The sequence below is a fragment of the bacterium 336/3 genome (assembly GCA_001281695.1).
In the GTDB taxonomy this organism is placed as follows: Bacteria; Bacteroidota; Bacteroidia; order Cytophagales; family Thermonemataceae; genus Raineya.
In genome coordinates, this window is sequence record LJIE01000001.1 from 308,305 (window position 1) to 326,611 (window position 18,307).

Sequence of the window (18,307 nt, forward strand, 5' to 3'; positions counted from 1 at the left end):
TCCATTGTTTGAAGTTTATAGTTCTCAGGACAATCATGAACAAACTCTTTAATCTTATTATTAGATAGATAAATTGTTTGGATACTACCATTCCCTAAAACATGAGAATCAAAACTAGTAATTTTATTACCACTTGCATATAAAGTATATAGTTGAGTGAGTTTTTCTAAGTTTTTTGGCAAAAACTGAATTTTGTTATTGGCTATATCAAGATACTGAAGAGAAGTCAAACCACCTATATCATCAGGTAGTTTATTGATACGATTATTACTAAGATATAAATTTTGTAGTGTATTTATTTGAAATAGACTTTCGGGTAACTCTCGAATACAATTATTACTAAAACTAAAAGTAGTCAAAGGGAGTTTCTTAAAAATATCAGGAATCAAAACTATTTTATTTCTATTAGCATTTAAAATCTGTAATTGAGTCATTGTTTCAAATTCCTTAGGAATTTCGACAAGTATATTATCATCTAAAGTGATAGAGACAAGTTTTTTCAAACCAATTACATTTATAGGAATATGCTTAATTCTGTTGCTTGATAAGTATAAATAACACAATTCTTGTAAATTGCCTATTTCATCATTAATGTCCTCCAAACGATTATTTGAAAGATCTAAATTGCTAAGATTCTGCCAATAACCAATATTTTTAGGAATTTCCTTGATTTGATTATTGCTTGCATAAAAACTTTGAACTTTATAATTAACAGATGGGATATCAAATTCTTTAATTTTATTGTTCCCTATACTGATATAGGAGACATTAGAAGCTTTTTTTAGAATTTTATTAAAATCTTTAATTTGTTTATTATCAATATATAAGCTATCAATCCAATCGGCATCTTCTATTTCATCATAAGACTCTAAACAATGAAGCGTATAATTTTCATCACCAAGTCTATGCGTTTTTTGGAAAAAAAATGTTTTATCTTGAATACTAGGGTGTGAAATAATTTCCGTAAGAACTTTTGTGTTTTCCTGTGTATAATAACCTGTTATATGTTCTCTTTTTATTTTTGAAGCAATTTCTTGGAGTGGTTTTGAGGCATTTTTCAAAAAAAACTCTTTAGACTTTTCTGTAATAGCTTCATCTAAACCTGCATATTCATCTTGTAAGAAGGCATAATAAATAAGTGGAGTCAAGAATTTTTCTTCAAAAGAAAAATTTTCTAATAACTCTAAAGCTAAAAGGATGTTGGCTTCATCATCACTTTCAAGAAAATTATACAAACGTTGAAGTTCTTCTTGCATAAAAAGTTAAGGTTTATTTTATGATTGGAAAATATAAAAGTTTTATGAAAAAGTTTGCTTTTTCTGCGAAATTCTTTATTATGCGTATCTAAAATATATTCTTTTCACTCATTAAAGCACAAACGTATGAATTTCATTCCAAGTATGCTACTGAAACAACTCTATACAAGAGGTAGCCTTCGTAATGACCCACAAGGAGTTGTATTCTCTGTTAAAAATAGACTAAGTGATGCTAAACTAACAGGCTTAAAAGAAGTCGTAATAGGTGATAAAAATATTCCTTTAAAAGATGTTTTGTTTGATTTGGGTGATAACAATCTCTTAACAGCAGAACAAATAACAGAAGCTACACCTATTGACTTCCCAATTCGTAAGGCTATTAATGTAATAGTTAAAACAGATGCTTTACCTGAAGGAAAATATAAAGTAAAAATAGAATTTAAAGCAAGCCCTTTTGGTAGTTTAGAAATAAAGGTTGAAGATTCTATTGCCAAACAAGATACAGGAGTCATCAAAATACCCAGAAATGATATGGATGATTATTCTGAAGAGGCTATCAAAACTAGACAGAAATTTTTGGATGATTATGTGAAGAAATATGTATACCCTGATTTTAAAGGTGTAAATCATATTACAAAATACTCTTTTGATCCACATCTTACACAAGGAAATTGTGAGCATTTCGTAGGTGTAGCTCAAGTACCTATGGGTATTGCAGGTCCTATTACAATTCATGGAGAACATGCAAAAGGAGATTTCTTAATTCCTATGGCAACAGCCGAAGGAACGTTAGTTGCTTCTTATAATAGAGGTATAAAAGTATTGAATTTAAGTGGTGGAGTAACTTGTACTGTAATAGGAGATGCTATGCAAAGGGCTCCTGTATTTGTATTTGAAAATGCTCGTGAAGCAAGAGAATTTGAAAAATGGGTTCAAGCCAACTTCAAGAAAATTGCAGAAGAAGCAGAAGCTACTTCAAGTGTAGCCAAATTGCAATATATAGATTCATATTTATCAAATAAGTTTGCTTATCTACGTTTCAACTACTCTACAGGTGATGCAGCAGGGCAAAATATGGTAGGCAGAGCTACTTTTGCAGCTTGTAGCTGGATGTTGGATGCTTATATTCCTAATAAAATTAAAAACTTTTATTTAGAATCAAATTTTGCAACAGATAAGAAAGCTTCTCAAATTAATGTAATGCGTACACGTGGTAAACGTGTTGTAGCTGAGTGTGTAATCAAACGTGATGTTTTGGTTCAATTGATGCGTGTAGAACCTGAAAAATTAGTGGCTCATTATAATGTAGCCAATATTGGCTCAATTTTATCTGGAGCAAATAACAACGGTTTGCATTCTGCCAATGGGATTACAGCCTTGTTTATAGCTACAGGACAAGACGTAGCAAACGTATCAGAATCATCAGCGGGTTTGTTATATTCTGAACTTACACCAGAAGGAGATTTGTATATGAGTATCACAATTCCATCTCTGATTATTGCAACTCATGGAGGTGGAGTAAAACTTGCCACTCAAAATGAATCTTTACAAATTTTGGGATGTACAGGTAGAAATACTGTCAATAAGTTGGCTGAAATTATCGCTGGTGTGGTATTGGCTGGTGAAATCTCTTTGGCTTCTGCTATTTCATCATCTGATTGGGTATCGAGCCACGAACAATATGGTAGAAACAGATAATTTTTATATCCCAAAAATTTTAAAAGCCTCTGTATAACAGAGGCTTTGCTTTTTTAGTCAAGTAATAATTTTTTATGAAACTGAGGGCATAGAAATAATCTTGAAATTTAATTGGCTAATCCTCTTAAAATCCTCCCCTAACAATCTCATATCATCATCTTCTTCTTCATAATACCATAGTATTTCTATTTCTTGTGTAGCATTTTTTATTTTACGTAGTTTTCGTAAAATCTCAGAAATATACATAGATGAACTAGTATTACAATACATGATATTAAATGAAGCTGTGGTTTTGCTTTGAGGTTTTTCGTTGTATTGCTCTATCCATCGTAAAATGGGTGTAAAAAAGGTGTATGAGTCTTCAGGTATAGAAACCCCTGAGAACGATATTTTCCCTTCTTTGGCATCTAAAATAACTTCTGCGGTTTGTTCGGTAGCTCTAATTAATAAGTTTTCCATATCAAAGTGCCAACTTTAGGCTATTTTTGTGTAAATCTAAAAAAAAAAATGTTTAGAACAACTGCAAAAAATACTTTAAAATTACATCAATAAAAAAGATTTGTGAATAGGTAGAAATATCAACAAAATGCGTTTTAAAGCTATTGGAAGTACTTGCTCTTTCAAAATATCGAAAAAATATGATAATGTAATCTTAATTATAGAAAATCTTGATAGAAAAATTACAATATAATGACTTTTGAACATCAACAATATAAAGTGATTATCTTTAATTTACTATAAAAAGCTACTCTAAATTTTTATCATTCTATAAAAATAAGATAAGATAATATGTTCAATAATGAGTATAAATATTACATAAAATAGTAAAAGTCATATAAGGGGAGCATCCTTGAAGATAGAAAAATACCTAAAATGCATTATCATTGTAAAATACTTAGAAATATAATAAAAATGGATACAATCAAGCAAATTACACAGTTTTTAGAAGGTATTGCTCCACCTGCTTATCAAGAAAGTTATGATAATTCAGGTTTAATTGTAGGAAATTATGAAGCAAAAATAACAGGAGTATTAACATCTTTAGATATGACAGAAGATGTTGTAGATGAAGCTATCAAAAAAAAATGTAATTTGATAATAGCCCATCACCCTATTTTGTTTAAGCCATTGAAGAGCCTTACAGGTAAAAATTATGTAGAAAAAACCATCTTAAAAGCCATCAAACATGATATCGCTTTGTATGCAATTCATACCAATTTAGATAATGTACAAGGTGGAGTAAACTTTCATATTGGAGAACGTTTAGGTTTAAAAAATATAAAGATATTAGCACCTAAATCACAAATTTTATCCAAACTGACAACATTTTGCCCAAAAGAGCATAGCCAAAAGGTTTTAGATGCTTTATGGAATGCAGGAGCAGGGCAAATTGGTAATTATCAAAATTGTAGTTTTCAATTAGAAGGAACTGGTACTTTTCAACCCAATGAAAAAGCCAATCCATTTTTGGGAGAACAAGGTAAATTGGAAGAGGCATCAGAAATACGTATAGAAGTGGTTTTTCCCACATATTTGCAAAGGAAAATAATTCAAACACTTAAACAAGCTCACCCTTATGAAGAAGTAGCCTATTATCTCCATCATTTAGAAAACGAGAATCAAGAGATAGGTTCAGGAGCTATTGGAGAGCTTTCTAATGAGATGAATGAAAAAGATTTTTTAATTTATTTAAAAGAAAAAATGAATCTAAAAGTTCTGAAACACACAACATTACTCAATAAATCTATCAAAAAAGTAGCTGTTTGTGGAGGAAGTGGTATATTCCTTCTGAGAACTGCTATTGCCTCTAAAGCTGATATTTTTATTACAGCTGATGTAAAGTATCATGAGTTTTTTGATACTGAAAATAAAATAATTTTGGCGGATATTGGGCATTATGAAAGTGAAATTTTTACAAAAGAATTATTGCATAAGGTTTTATCAGAAAAATTTCCTAATATTGCAGTTCAAATTTCACAAACGAATACCAATCCTGTGTATTACCTTTAATGGCACAATCAATGGAAAAAACAGTAGAACAGAAATTACATGCTTTGTTGAAACTACAAAGCATTGATAACGAATTGGATAATATCAAAAAGCTTCGTGGAGATTTACCCAATGAAGTGCAAGACTTAGAAGATGAAATAGCTGGTTATCAAACTCGTATTCAAAGGTTTGAAGAACAAATCAAAGAGTTAGACCAAACCATCACTGATTTAAAAAACAAGAAAAAAGAAGCAGAAAAGCTTATTGACAAATACAAAAATCAGCAAATGAACGTAAAAAATAATCGTGAGTTTGATGCTTTGTCAAAAGAGATAGAATCAGAAGAATTGGAATTGGTACTTTGTGATAAAAGAACAAAAGAAGCCAAAGACAAAATAGAAAGCAAAAAAAATGAAATTGAATCTGTTAAGAAAATATTAAATGACAGAAACAAATATCTTCAAGAAAAACAAAAGGAGCTAGACCAATTGGTTGGTGAAAGTGAAGAAGAAGAAAAGGGTTTAGTTTCTGATAGAGATAAGCAAAAAGTTCATATTGACGAGCGTTTATTAACATCTTATGAGAAGATTCGTATAAACTCTTCTAATGGTTTGGCTGTAGTGATGGTAAAAAGAGATGCTTGTGGTGGATGTTTCAATATCGTTCCTCCTCAACGTCAAGTAGATATTAGAGAAAAGAAAAAACTTATCGTTTGCGAGCATTGTGGACGTATTTTGGCAGGTGTAGAAGAAATAGTAATTCAAGTAGAAGAAAAATCTACCAAAAAAAGAGGAGGAATCAAGAAACTTGCTGAGGAAGCTTAAAAAATAAAAGCCTATCAATTTGATAGGCTTTTTTATTATTCTGACTTTAAGGTTGCCAATATTATTTTATTTTCAGCAACTAAAGAAAGTTTTTTACCATCTTTTGAAGTAGAAAGAGTTTTCATTTCTGCCAAAGCTTTGAAGAAAGCTCTTTCTTGTGGCATAATTTCCTCGCAATACGCTTCTGTTGCAATCATTTCTGAAAGAGAAACTTTACTGTCTTCCAATTTGTACACACCTGAAAAGCTATTACACCCTGCAAAACCTTCAATTTTTTGGATTTCTTTGTTAAACTTCAAAAATACCTTTTTATCTTCTCCTTGAGAGTTTGTAAATGCTTTTCCATTTAACTCAACTAAAAACCATTTTTTATTTTCTATATCCATCGTTTTATTGGATTGAGGAGGTTGCTTACAAGCATAAGACATTAAACTGAAAAAGCATACCCAAATGAAATATTTCATACTATACTAATTGTTTAAGTGAAATTTCAAAAGCTTTTTCTGTGATTTGTGTTTTCTTAGGATTTGCTTCATAAACCTTCAAAAGAGCATTATGAATAGTATTAGAAATATCAGAGAAAATAGCTTCATCTGTAATATTTCCACCTCTTTCACTCATCAAATATGCAAAAGTTCTTGCCATACCACAATTTGCAATAAAATCTGGTAGTAAAGCTACTTTACTATCTACAAATTGAGCAATTTCTCCAAAGAAAATTTCAGGATCTGCAAAAGGTACATTGGCTCCACAAGAAACCACTTCTAAACCATTCTGAATCAGAGCTTCAGCCTGTTCACGCTTTACAAGCCTAGAAGCGGCAGCAGGAACAAAAATTTCTGCCCCCATACTCCATACTTTGGCATTAATTTCTTCAAAAGGAATTAAATTGTCTGCTACCAAAAAATTTGAACTTCTGTCTGCAAATAATTTTTTTATTTCATCCAAAGTCATTCCTTCGGGTTTCATAATACCACCAACTCTATCTATAATACCTACAATTTTAGCCCCCTCCTTTGCTAAATACAAAGCTGCTGTAGCTCCTACGTTTCCCCAACCTTGAATAATTACTCTTTTATCTTTTACATTTCCACCCCACAAAGTATAAAAATGTCTTGCAGCCTCTGCAACACCATAACCTGTAATCATATCAGCGACTACATATTTACGTTTTGCACCATCAGGAATATAATTAGAATCTTCGATTACTTTAGAAACACCTTGGCGTAATTGTCCTACTTTCTTAATTTTATCAGGTTTAGAAGGATTATAATGCCCATTTACGATACCTTCTTGTGGATGCCACAAACCATATTCTTCTGTAATAGGAATTACTTCATGGATTTCATCCACGTTCAAATCACCACCTGTACCATAATAATTTTTAAGCAACGCAAAAGCTGCTTTGTACCAACGCTTTAAAACATCATGTTTGCGTGGGTCTTGTGGGTCAAAATCAATACCTGACTTAGCTCCACCAATTGCAGGACCTGAAACAGTAAATTTAATTTCCATTGTTTTGGCTAAAGACTCTACTTCTCTACGGTCTAAGCCTTTACGCATACGTGTTCCTCCCCCTGCAGCACCACCACGCAAAGAGTTTATAACGATCCAACCTTTGGCTTCTGTTTCTGAGTCATGCCACTCAAATACGATTTCTGGGGCTTTGTTTTCAAATTTGGCAAGTAAATCTTTCATAAGTAAACAATATAACGACGTTGTATTTTGTGGGGATAAAATTGCACAAAAATCCTACATCAAACAAATATGTTCTGATAGAATTGAAAACTATTGAGGTTTGATATGAAAAATTATCAAGTATTTTACAAACCTAATTTATTTTTTAGCTCATAACTTGGATTTAGATAATATGCGTCATTTTCATCATCACCATCCTGAAAAACAACTTTTCCTGATTTTGCTATACCAATTACATTGGCTATACAATCTGCTGTATCATAAATACCTCCACTTCCAAAGTTTTCATCTTCGATTTGAAGTGTATTTCCTTTGAGAAAAAGAGTTTTAGAGAAACTTGGGTCGTTTCTATTTTGCTCAGGAATAAAAAAATAACATTTTTCTTCTTGAATGAGATAATCAAAAGCTATTTGAGCCAATTCAGGAGTTTCAAAAGTTAGCTTTCCTTTGAATATATAATACGTACTCATCACAAAATAAAGATTAAGATTTTTTAAATCTGTACCCAAGTATAACAGCAATGGTTTGATATTTGGAATTCCAATTCATGTATCTTGATAATACTTGTCTTTGAAAATGATAGCGAAACTCAATATTGTATCTGTTGTATAAAAAACCTGTTCCTAGAGCAAAGTTATTACCTGATGTAACCAATAAGTCTTCTCTATAAGATGAAAAATCTACTTTGGATTTTAACTGAAAATCCAATACATAAAGGGCATTTATAAATAATTTCGATTTTTTATTGAGATGAAAATAGTGTTTTAAGCCAACAGGTACTTCTATAGATTTATAATTTACACTAATATCTATAGGACGAAGAAAACTTTGATCATAGGAGTTTTTTATAATTGAACTAAAGTATTGAAAACTTGGCTCAACAATAATACTCCATTTATTTTTATTAAAAGGCAATACAATTTCACCAGAAAAACCAATACTACCTGTTAAACTACTTCCAAAATCAAAAAATAGACCTGAAACATCATTTTGGATTAATAACGTAGAATATCTAAGACCAGCTTTTACATCAAACAGAAGTTTTCCTTTCCTTTGTTGAAAATAATTATGAATTTGAGCAGACTTGCAAGTATTATATTTTATAAATAAAGAAATTAAGGCCTGTGTACTATAATTTAGCTTTTTAATATCTTCAATATCTATTAAAGAGCATTGAAAACTAGCCCAAAGTTGTTGTTTGTAAGATTCATTTGTAGCTATTAAATCGTTTGCTGTTCGATAACTTTTATAAACTAATTGTTTGATTGGCTGATGACTAACATTATAAAAAAAACGTCTCAAATTGCCATCCTCATAATAATAAAGATTAGCGTTACTTTCTATCAAAACTTTAAGAAATAGTTTCTCCTTTATAAATATAGGGGCTTTATCTAGACTTAACAGATTTACTTGTTCACTAGAACGGTCAATTTCTACATCAAATCTTTTGTATTTCACCGTTTCTTGTATCCCAAACTCCATAACAGAATCAATGGAAGCCGTCTTTACTTCTGATGTATCTGAGAATTTATATTTAAAAAACTTAGGATTATCCTTCCAATCCAAATTTTTAATTAAACATTTAATGGTATCTAAGTCATTTTTAACAAAATATCCCTGTTCAAATTTAATTTGAGCAATACTCTGAAAAGAAAAAACAACAAATATGATAGTCCAGAAAAGTATCTTCATGTGCTTTAATTTAAAAAGTATCTTCCTCTTCATCATTTTTTTGTGATAACACTTTGCTGTAAGAATTTAAAACGACATCATCTACTACAATAGTATCAGAAAAACTATCATGCCAGCCTCTTGGATTATTACTTAAAAATGAAAATACATCAAAAGGAATGATTCTAGATAAACTTCGTTTAATAATAGTTGGTAAATCAGGTTTTGAACCATCTGCTCTAATAACTCTTGTCCCTACAAGTATTTTACCAATGGTTTTTCCACTTGCATATTCTAAAATACCGCAATAAACTACATATACCAAAGCTGTCACTAGAATATCTAAAAGTCGATTGTCTGCTATTTCTAATAATAAATCAAGCCCAAAACCAGTTGCTCCTGCAACAGCTCCCCAAAAGAAGAATATACCATATAAAATAGCTCTATCAATAATAAAAGTTAAAAGCCTTTTCCACCAAATAGTTGGTGTTAAGTCTTTAAGAAGATTTGCAAGTTCTTTATTATAAGTGTTTTCCATGATTTCTATTAATAATTGTAAAAATAAAAACTATCTATGATAAAATAAAAGACTTTTGTCTTTTTGTATAAGTATGAGTAATATTGCTTTTTTAAAAAGCGTTTTTTATCTAAAACATAAACTTATATGCAAAAAAGAAATCTGATTTGGGTATTGTTGTTATTTATAGCAATACAAGGCTATGCCCAAGACAAGAAGAAGTTTGCTTCTCTTCAAGAAGGTTTGCAAGCTGGAGGCAGACTTACAGGAAATTTTGGTCCTCGTGGTGTAAACTGGATTGAGGGTGGAGAAAAATACTCTTACATTGAGGGTGGAGGTGTTATCAAAACTTTTTCGCCTAAAGATGGTAAAGAAGAGGTAGTTTTTAAAAGTGAAGGTATGAAGTTTCCTGATTCTGATAAAGCTTTCAATTATAGCTCTTTTCAGTGGTCTAAGGATAGTAAATATTTGCTTTTTCAAAGCAATTTTCGTCCTGTTTGGCGTAGATCGGGTATTTCAGATTATTATTTTTATGATGTAGCAAGTAAAACGCTTCAGTTAGCAGCCAAAGATGCTCAAACAGGAGAACTTTCTCCTGATGGATCTAAAATAGGTTATGAAAAGGGTGGAAATTTATATATCTACGATTTTGCTTCCAAAAAAGAAACCCAACTGACCAATGATGCCAAAGAAAATGTTTGGAATGGTCGTTTTGGATGGGTGTATGAAGAAGAATTTGGTTTGGCTCAGGCTTGGGAATGGTCTCCTGATAGCAAATTCATCGGTTTTTGGCAAACAGACGAAAGAGAAGTCCCCATTTTCCAGATGACAGATTATAGTGGATTGGCTGATACTTATGAAAAATTGCCTTACCCCAAAGTGGGAAACAAAAACCCTCTTGTAAAAATTGGAATCATTGATCTTGCTCAAAATAAAAGAGAATGGGTAAAAGTAGATTTGGGAGATGGATATATTCCTCGTATCTATTGGACATCTGTTTCGGGACAGCTGGCTGTTATGCATCTCAATCGTAAGCAAAACCAAATGAAACTATTCTTCTCAAATGCTCAAAATGGTGATGCAAAACTCATTATGGAAGAAACTTCTAAAGCATGGATAGATGTATTTGATTTCTTTGCAGGTATTATGCATTATGCCTTTTTTCCAAAAGAAACACAAGAGTTTTTCTGGATTTCTGAAAAAGATGGATTTGCACACATTTATCGCTACGATTACAAAGGAAAACTACTTGGACAAGTAACCAAAGGGAACTGGGAAGTAGTTTTTGTACATAGTGTAGATGCTAAAAACAAGAAAATCTATTATACTTCTACAGAAGTCTCTCCTCTTGAAAGACATTTGTACGAAGTAGGCTTTGATGGTAAGAATAAGAAAAAACTTACACAAGTAGCTGGAAGGCACAATATTGACTTCTCACCTAATGGCAAATACTTCTTGGATAGATATTCAAATATAACTACACCCACTCAGATAGAGCTTTGGGAAACAGGCAAGGAGTCTAAAATGCTTAAAAAAATTGTTGATAACGCTCAAGTTACAGAATATCTAAACCAAAATACTTATTCTCCAAGAGAATTGACAAGTTTTACCAATTCTGATGGTGTAAAAATTGATTTATATGTAGTGAAACCAGCAAATTTTAATCCAAGCCAAAAATACCCGTTACTTGTAAATATTTATGGTGGTCCAGGGGCTCAGGGTGTTTATAATGAGTTTGGCAGAGATGGTTGGGAGCAATATTTAGCTCAGCAAGGCTATGTGATTATCAATGTAAATAACAGAGGTAGTGGAGGTTATGGTTATGCTTTCGAGAAAATTGTTTATGAGCAATTAGGAAAATATGAAAGTAAAGATTTTGCAGAAGCGGCTCAGTTTATGGTAAAACAAGGTTATGTAGATGCCAATAAAATTGCGATTCGTGGACATAGCTACGGAGGCTATATGTCCAGTTTTACAGTTTTAAACTATCCTGATATTTTTAAAGTGGCAATTGTAGGAGCTCCTGTAACAGACTGGCGTTTGTACGATTCTGCTTATGCAGAACGTTATATGGGTTTATTACCTGAAAATGATGCTAAATATGTAGCTTCTGCAAGTACAACTTATGCTAAAAACATGAAAGGTAAAATGTTACTTGTTCACTCAGCTATGGACGAAAACGTACACGTAAAACATACATTCCAGCTTGTAAAAGGCTTGACAGATGCAGGAAAAGACGTAGATTTGCGTATATATCCCCCTGGTAACCATGGAGTTGCATACAGCCCTCAAAGCCGTCTGCTCCTCTTCCAACAATACACAGATTACTTGAATAAAAATTTGAAATAGAAATAAGAAAGCTTCCTGATTATCAGGAAGCCTTTTTATATTATAACAGTTTAAGGTTTAAGACCATTAATATATAAAAGACCCATTATACTCACTTGAAACTTCGAATATATATCAGATGGATAAAAAAGAAGTTCTTCTATTGAAAAAGTCTGTTTAGATTCTTTTAATAAATCAAAATCTTGAAAAAATATTTGCCCTTTGGTTTCTATCTCTGGTGAATTTGCAGATATTCTTAATAATAGGGAATCTTTATTTTGTTCTAAAGAATAATGTAAAATAATAGGTTTTTTGGAAGAAATTGGAGGTAACTTATCTTTTTCTTCTAAAATGTAGAAATTAATGTATTGTTGCTTTCTTAAGCTAAAATTAGATTGGATGGATGACAATGTACTTAAAAATAATTTTTTAAGGTGTGTAAAATACCTAACATTATTTGTTTTATTATGTATTCTAATAATGATTTCATTAAAGGTGTCTAAAGAGTCAGTATCAAGAGTATTTTTTTGCTGAGGGTTTTTTAGTGGTATTCTACTTATACTTGATGAAGCTATAATTGTATAGATCATGTTAAATATGCTTTTTTGCCTTTCTTTGTTATAAGAAAGCATAAAAGAAATAGAACCATATTCATAGGGTGGTATTTTAGGAGAGGAACTCTCAAAAATTCTATACTTGAAACCCATGTGATTTTGGTTATATAAAACAGTATCAAAGATTACTACTTGCCAATGATAATCAGGTTGGGCTACTAATGAATCAATGATAATATCCCCTTTTCTACCTTGATTTGCAGCAATAAGATAAATTCGATTGATTAAACTATCACTAATAATTTTTTTGGTATCTTTCTCTGAATAATCTTTAAAAAAAGCACTTTTCTGATGACCCAAAACCTCTAATTGTATTTTTTGTGAAAAAGATACATTTGATTGTATAAAGAAGAAAAAAAGTAAAAAACAATATGGTCTTAAAATCATAAATTAATATTATTTCTAAATCTTCTCTTCAGCAATTACCTGCAACATTTTGTCTAAGCCTACTTGGGGAGTGGTATGCTCTAAAACCATTTTGTGAAGCATTTCTATCCAAATCGGATTTTTGTTAAGACTTTCTACAAGTTGCCAATGCTCTCCACCTACTTCTTCAAAAAGTTCTTTGTATTCCTCTCCTATTTCTATAGTTGTTTCTAAGCAATCAGCAACGAAAGAGGGCGAAAATGCTAAAATGCGTTTTTTATTTTTAGCTGGAAATGTCTTGATGACATCATCTGTATAAGGTTTTATCCAAGGGTCTTTGCCTAATCGAGACTGAAATGTAGTACTACAATCTTCTGCTTTGAGTCCCATTGCTGAAGCAAGTAATCTGGTCGTTTCAAAACATTGAGCTCGATAACAACCTATATTTTGGATGCCATAAGTGGCACAACAATTGGCTTCATTGGGTGTTTTGGTATTTTTCAGGCAGGTATTGCTACAATCACCTTTACGGATTTGGCGTTCGGGCAAACCATGATAAGTGAATATATAATGGTCATAAGATTCTTTTTTCAAATACTCTTTGCCAATTTCTGCAAAAGCTTTGATAAACAAAGGATTATCGAAAAATTGACGCACCAATACAACCTCTGGAATTATCTGCCAATGGCTGATAATTTCCATTACCTTCTGATGTACCGAACCCGATGAGGCAGAAGCATATTGAGGAAACAAAGGAATGACAACAATTTTCTCTAAATTCATTTTTTCAAATTCTTTGAGAATTGAGTCAATGCTAGGATTTTGATAACGCATAGCCAAGCGAACCACATATTCTTCTGAATTGAGAGATTCTTGAAGCATTTTTTCGGTTTCTATACCATAAATTTTGAGTGGTGAACCATTTTCAGTCCAAACTTTTTGATATATCTTTGCTGATTTCGGTGCTCTAAAAGGAGCGATAATCATGTTTACGAGCATCCAACGAGGAATCAAAGGGATGTCAATGACTCTACCATCCATCAAAAATTCTCTCAAGTATTTTCTGACATCAGGAGTTTTAGGAGAGTTGGGAGTTCCTAAATTTACAATTAGTATACCAAAACGTGTTTTATTAGTGGGATTCATGGGGTATTCCTTGAGTTTTTTTAGGGTTAAGTTGTAAGAAAAATTTCATCATAGAACCAGCTGTTACACTGGTAACAATAGCCATTACTACCAATGCCACAAACATTTTTTCATTAATAAGCTTATTTTGTAAGGCAAGTGTTGCCAAAATAATTTCCATTGCTCCTCTTGCGTTCATGCCAAAACCGATAGCTAATGATTGACGCTTAGTAAAACCAGATAAGATAGCACCAAGGGAGCAACCTACAATTTTACCAGTAAATGCCATAACCATAATAACAATTACCAAAATAAGGTCAAAATTTGTAGCAAAATTCACTTTGAGTCCTATGCTTACAAAGAACAATGGTGCAAAGATATTTGTTACAAAGTGATGTACAATTTCTTTGATTTTTTCAGTCATGTGAACAGAATCGCCAAGAGCTACACCCACCAAAAACGACCCAAATACAGCATGAATGCCAATATACTCTGTAAAAGCAGCTCCTAAAAAACTCAAAACCAGCATAATAGACAAAATGCCACCAGGGAAAGCTAAATGTTCTGTAAACCAGGGTAAAACCCTATCCATCAGCCTTCGGAATACTGTGAGCATCAGAAGGGCAAAAATAATAGTAAAAGTTACTGTATAAATAATAGATTGCTCTGCTCCTTCTTCCATCATGGTTAGAATAATAGAAAAAATCATCCAACCCAAAAAGTCATCAATCATAGCTGCTGCTATAATTAACATACCAATTTGCGACTTGAATATTCCTAAATCTAAGAGTGTTCGTACAATAATAGGTAATGCTGTAATAGATAAAGCAGTTCCTATAAATAATGAAAAAACCAAGTGCTTTTGTGGTGGAATATGGAAGAAATCCATGTTATAATAACTACCAAAAAAACCTATTGCAAAAGGAATGCAAATCCCAAAGAAACTTGTAACAAACGCCTTTTTACCTTGATTGATAACAGTTGGAAGTTCTACTTCCAAACCACCAATAAAAAGTAAAAGAACAACAGAAACCTGAGTAAATCCATTAAGTGCTACAGGAGAATGTCCTGTTCTTGGGAATAAAGTAGCAGAAAATTCAGGAAAGTAATTACCCAATAGTGTTGGGCCTAAAATAATCCCTGCTAAAATTTCTCCAATTACCATAGGCTGATTGAAAAAACGCATAATTTCCCCTACTATTCTGCCTGATAATAACATAAGGCTAAGCTGTACCAAAAACAGCACTACTTCATGATGACTTAAACTCTCCATCTTAGTAGGTAATTAGTACATTGGTGGGTAAATCAGCTAATATGTGCTCTAAATCGTGGGTAAAAATTCTATCCAAAATACCTAAACTTCTTTCTGGGGCTGGTACAATGAGTAAATCAGCTAAAATACGGGAAGAAAATCTTGCAATCTCATAACCAAATTTACCACTAATAATTTTAATATTGATTTTAGAATCAGGTGAAATAACAGGTTGAATGAGTCTTTCAAGTTCGTCAATGGTATTTTTTACGGCATCTCTTTTAAGTGTAACAATCTCATCTTCACTTCTATCTTCTGATGCCATAATACTGAGCCCAAGCATATTAGCTTCTTTTAGAATATGTACTTGGGTTGCATCTTCTATTTTTTCCCATGCAAGAGCCACTGAAATAGTTTCAAGAGCTTTGGTTGGATCATTTCCATCTACTACTATTTTTCTAAAAGGTGTAGGTGCTTTAGATGGTTCTGTAAGTATCAGTAATGAGCAATATGCTTTACGAGCCAATGCTCTTGAAACAGAGCCTATTTGCCTTTTCAAAAAAGTTTCACGAGCAAAAGCTCCAATAATGAGCAAATCTACCGATTCTGATTCACAGGTTTTAATAATATTTTCTGTTACACTGCTTTTATCAATCCATTTAAGGGGTAAATCTTTCGCTTGGGCATTTTGTAAAAATTCACTCATAAGTTGCTCTCTTTCAGTAGTTTGTTCGCCTACGTGAATTAGTAACAATTCAGCTTGAAAAGCCTTTTGTATCCTTTTAGCTTCGGAAACCAAAGCCTCAGTTCTGGGATTTAAACCAATGGCTAAAGCTATTTTTTTGTAAAGAGTATCCATATTTTATGAGGATTTTCTAAGAGAAAAGCACTAAAGCAAAGATAAGAATTATCAGAACAAATTAATGAGAGGCTATTAGAAGTTTTTATTATGTTATTTATGTGTTCTGTATATCAAAGAGTTATAGATTTTTGTTTTTAATTTTAGAATAATTTTTATAGTTTTACAAAGTATTAACAATCAATTAACTATGTCGTATCAATTATGCCCCAATGGACACTATTATGAAACTACTCTAAAAGCTTGTCCATATTGCCCTACAGCAAAAGAAACTGATTTTAACAAAACGCAAATTATTCAGAATACTGACCAAAAGATAAACTCTATGACTCCTGATGATAAAACAAGCATCCAAAACGATAAAATAGCGAACTTCAATAAGACCTCTATTTTTTCAGGTAATATTGTTGAAGAAAAACAAACAGTAACCACCAATGCCAATACATCAGGTAGAAAATTGGTTGGTTGGCTTGTTTCATTTACAATGGATGCTTTGGGTACAGATTTTAAACTCAGAGAAGGTAGAAATATTATTGGCTCAGACAACGCTTGTGATATTATAATCCCTGATAGTCAGGTTTCAGGAAAGCATTTGACTATTCTTTATAGAATGGGCGATTTTAAATTTAAAGATGAGCTTTCTACGAATGGAACATTTATCAACGAAGAATTCATAGAAGAAGGAAATCTAAAGGATGGTGATACCATCCGTATCGGGCAAACAATATTCAAATTTAGAACGGCACATTAAGCCGTTCTAAATTATTTTAGGGTAAATAATTTTAGCAACAGATTTTACACTCAAAAACGGATTTTGAGATTCTTTTTGTGTATTTGGATGCGTATCTGTACAATAAACGCCTTCAAACAAACCAGATTTTTCTATTCGTTCTAAAGCATTGTTGGTAAACAAACCATGTGTGGTGATGGCAAAAATGTGAGTAGCTCCAGCTTCTTTATACGATTTTGCAGCATTGATAAGTGAGCCTCCTGTACGAATCATATCATCATAAATAATAACAGTCTTTCCCACCACATCAGCACTGATACCTGTTACGACAGTTTCATTTCCGCTTATACGCCTTTTGAATACAAAAGCTGCATTTACATTCATATCATTGGCGAGTGATTCTACCCATTTAGCTCTTCCTGCATCTGTACAAGCCAAAATAAAATCATTTCCTGCAATTTCTTTGCATATTTCTATAATAATCTCTTTACAATACAGATGAGTAGCTTGAACATCCCCTTCAAAATAATGTGGTAAACCTTCTGTATGCAAATCGAGCAACATAAATGTAATTCTGCTTCCTGTTTTGGGTATAGATGAAAGCAATCTTGCTCTTGTTTTGGCTGTAACCACTTCTCCAGTTTTCACAGCTCTCTCCATTGTAGAATATCCAAAATAAGGAATAACAACAGTGAGTGTTTTAGCACCATATTTGGCGATAGCAGAAGCCAAATCATATACCTCAAGTGTATCAGTATCTGTAGGTGTTCCTCCCAATAATACTACATTTCGACCTTCAACATCTGATAAAATACGCTGATAACGTTCTCCATCAGGAAAGACTTTTACTTCTACTTCTCCTTTTTCAAAGCCTCCTAAAGTTAAGATACGTTCCTGAAGATATAAATATGATTGAATTGAGAAAAGTAAAGGTTGCATGAAGAATAAACAGTTTAACTTAGATAAAGGTCTTTAAACGAAAACATTCCAAAATTGTGAGCTTTGGAATGTTTGAGGAGGGTTTTTAAATATTTTCAATTTTTCCAGCACTAACAAACAACTGAAATTGCCAAATTTCGAATAATTCTCTAACAAGTACTTTGTATTCTTGTCCAATTCCTTGTACTCTGATATAACCCTCATTACGCAAACGGTTATCAGCTTTTCCATATATCAAACCTTGCTTTTGAGTAAGGAAAAGATATGTTTCGCCTGTTTGAACGTTGTACCAATTTTTAAGATAAGAGCCAATACAAATAGATTTTTCCAAAGGAAAGTTTCTATCCATTTCGAAAGCTCTATATTCCTGATTTTTAGCCAACAAACTAATTTGAAGTTTGGGCAACGTTTCAATAAATGTCTTTTCTGTGTAATTAGCTA

The 18,307-nt window shown here is 32.1% G+C and carries 14 protein-coding genes and 2 pseudogenes; 5 read left to right on the forward strand and 11 right to left on the reverse strand.

Features of this window, described 5'->3' with window-relative positions:
- Positions 1 to 1,382: 1,382 nt before the first annotated feature.
- Positions 1,383 to 2,954, forward strand: a complete 1,572-nt coding sequence (locus AD998_01355; GenBank protein ID KOY84972.1) for a hydroxymethylglutaryl-CoA reductase — start codon at positions 1,383 to 1,385, stop codon at positions 2,952 to 2,954.
- Between the two features lie 72 nt (positions 2,955 to 3,026).
- On the opposite strand, the gene AD998_01360 is transcribed toward AD998_01355, so the two are convergent.
- Complete coding sequence (locus AD998_01360; protein KOY84973.1) at positions 3,027 to 3,413, reverse strand: hypothetical protein; 387 nt, start codon at positions 3,411 to 3,413, stop codon at positions 3,027 to 3,029.
- Positions 3,414 to 3,866: 453 nt separating this feature from the next.
- On the opposite strand from AD998_01360, the gene AD998_01365 reads away from it, so the two are divergent.
- A complete protein-coding gene (locus AD998_01365) occupies positions 3,867 to 4,964 on the forward strand; it encodes an NGG1p interacting factor NIF3 (protein ID KOY84974.1) in 1,098 nt (365 codons plus the stop codon).
- An 11-nt stretch (positions 4,965 to 4,975) separates the two neighbouring features.
- A complete protein-coding gene (locus tag AD998_01370; GenBank protein ID KOY88007.1) occupies positions 4,976 to 5,767 on the forward strand; it encodes a hypothetical protein in 792 nt (263 codons plus the stop codon).
- 35 nt (positions 5,768 to 5,802) lie between these two features.
- Here the strand turns inward: AD998_01370 and AD998_01375 are convergent, their stop codons facing one another.
- The 5 genes and pseudogenes from AD998_01375 to AD998_01395 form a co-directional block, all read right to left on the reverse strand.
- Positions 5,803 to 6,231, reverse strand: a complete 429-nt coding sequence (locus AD998_01375; GenBank protein KOY84975.1) for a hypothetical protein — start codon at positions 6,229 to 6,231, stop codon at positions 5,803 to 5,805.
- Between the two features lies 1 nt (position 6,232).
- Positions 6,233 to 7,465: an amino acid dehydrogenase gene (locus tag AD998_01380; GenBank protein ID KOY84976.1), complete on the reverse strand. Its 1,233-nt coding sequence runs from the start codon at positions 7,463 to 7,465 to the stop codon at positions 6,233 to 6,235.
- Positions 7,466 to 7,590: 125 nt separating this feature from the next.
- Positions 7,591 to 7,974 carry a hypothetical protein gene (locus AD998_01385; protein ID KOY84977.1) on the reverse strand — a complete coding sequence of 128 codons (384 nt, stop codon included), beginning with the start codon at positions 7,972 to 7,974 and terminating at the stop codon, positions 7,591 to 7,593.
- Positions 7,949 to 9,157, reverse strand: a complete 1,209-nt coding sequence (locus tag AD998_01390; GenBank protein KOY88008.1) for a hypothetical protein — start codon at positions 9,155 to 9,157, stop codon at positions 7,949 to 7,951. The genes AD998_01385 and AD998_01390 overlap by 26 nt, the downstream gene beginning before the upstream one ends.
- A gap of 10 nt (positions 9,158 to 9,167) precedes the next feature.
- Positions 9,168 to 9,473: pseudogene (locus AD998_01395) on the reverse strand (hypothetical protein).
- 327 nt (positions 9,474 to 9,800) lie between these two features.
- Here AD998_01395 and AD998_01400 point away from each other — a divergent pair.
- On the forward strand, positions 9,801 to 12,002 hold the full coding sequence (locus AD998_01400; GenBank protein ID KOY84978.1) for a peptidase S9: 2,202 nt from the start codon (positions 9,801 to 9,803) through the stop codon (positions 12,000 to 12,002).
- A gap of 50 nt (positions 12,003 to 12,052) precedes the next feature.
- Here AD998_01400 and AD998_01405 read toward each other — a convergent pair whose 3' ends face one another.
- Genes AD998_01405 through AD998_01420 form a run of 4 tightly spaced genes read right to left on the reverse strand, consistent with a single transcriptional unit; the run spans position 12,053 to position 16,197 of the window.
- Positions 12,053 to 12,982, reverse strand: a complete 930-nt coding sequence (locus AD998_01405) for a hypothetical protein (GenBank protein ID KOY84979.1) — start codon at positions 12,980 to 12,982, stop codon at positions 12,053 to 12,055.
- Between the two features lie 15 nt (positions 12,983 to 12,997).
- Positions 12,998 to 14,107: a ferrochelatase gene (locus AD998_01410; protein ID KOY84980.1), complete on the reverse strand. Its 1,110-nt coding sequence runs from the start codon at positions 14,105 to 14,107 to the stop codon at positions 12,998 to 13,000.
- Entirely contained in the window at positions 14,094 to 15,359 is a 1,266-nt protein-coding gene (locus tag AD998_01415; protein ID KOY84981.1) for a sodium:proton exchanger, read from the reverse strand. Before AD998_01415 ends, AD998_01410 begins: the two co-directional genes overlap by 14 nt.
- Before the next feature lies 1 nt (position 15,360).
- Entirely contained in the window at positions 15,361 to 16,197 is an 837-nt protein-coding gene (locus AD998_01420) for a hypothetical protein (GenBank protein ID KOY84982.1), read from the reverse strand.
- 457 nt (positions 16,198 to 16,654) lie between these two features.
- Here AD998_01420 and AD998_01425 point away from each other — a divergent pair.
- A pseudogene (locus AD998_01425) lies at positions 16,655 to 16,933 on the forward strand (hypothetical protein).
- 21 nt (positions 16,934 to 16,954) lie between these two features.
- On the opposite strand, the gene AD998_01430 reads toward AD998_01425, so the two are convergent.
- Positions 16,955 to 17,866 carry a ribose-phosphate pyrophosphokinase gene (locus AD998_01430; protein ID KOY84983.1) on the reverse strand — a complete coding sequence of 304 codons (912 nt, stop codon included), beginning with the start codon at positions 17,864 to 17,866 and terminating at the stop codon, positions 16,955 to 16,957.
- Positions 17,867 to 18,307: the final 441 nt, after the last annotated feature.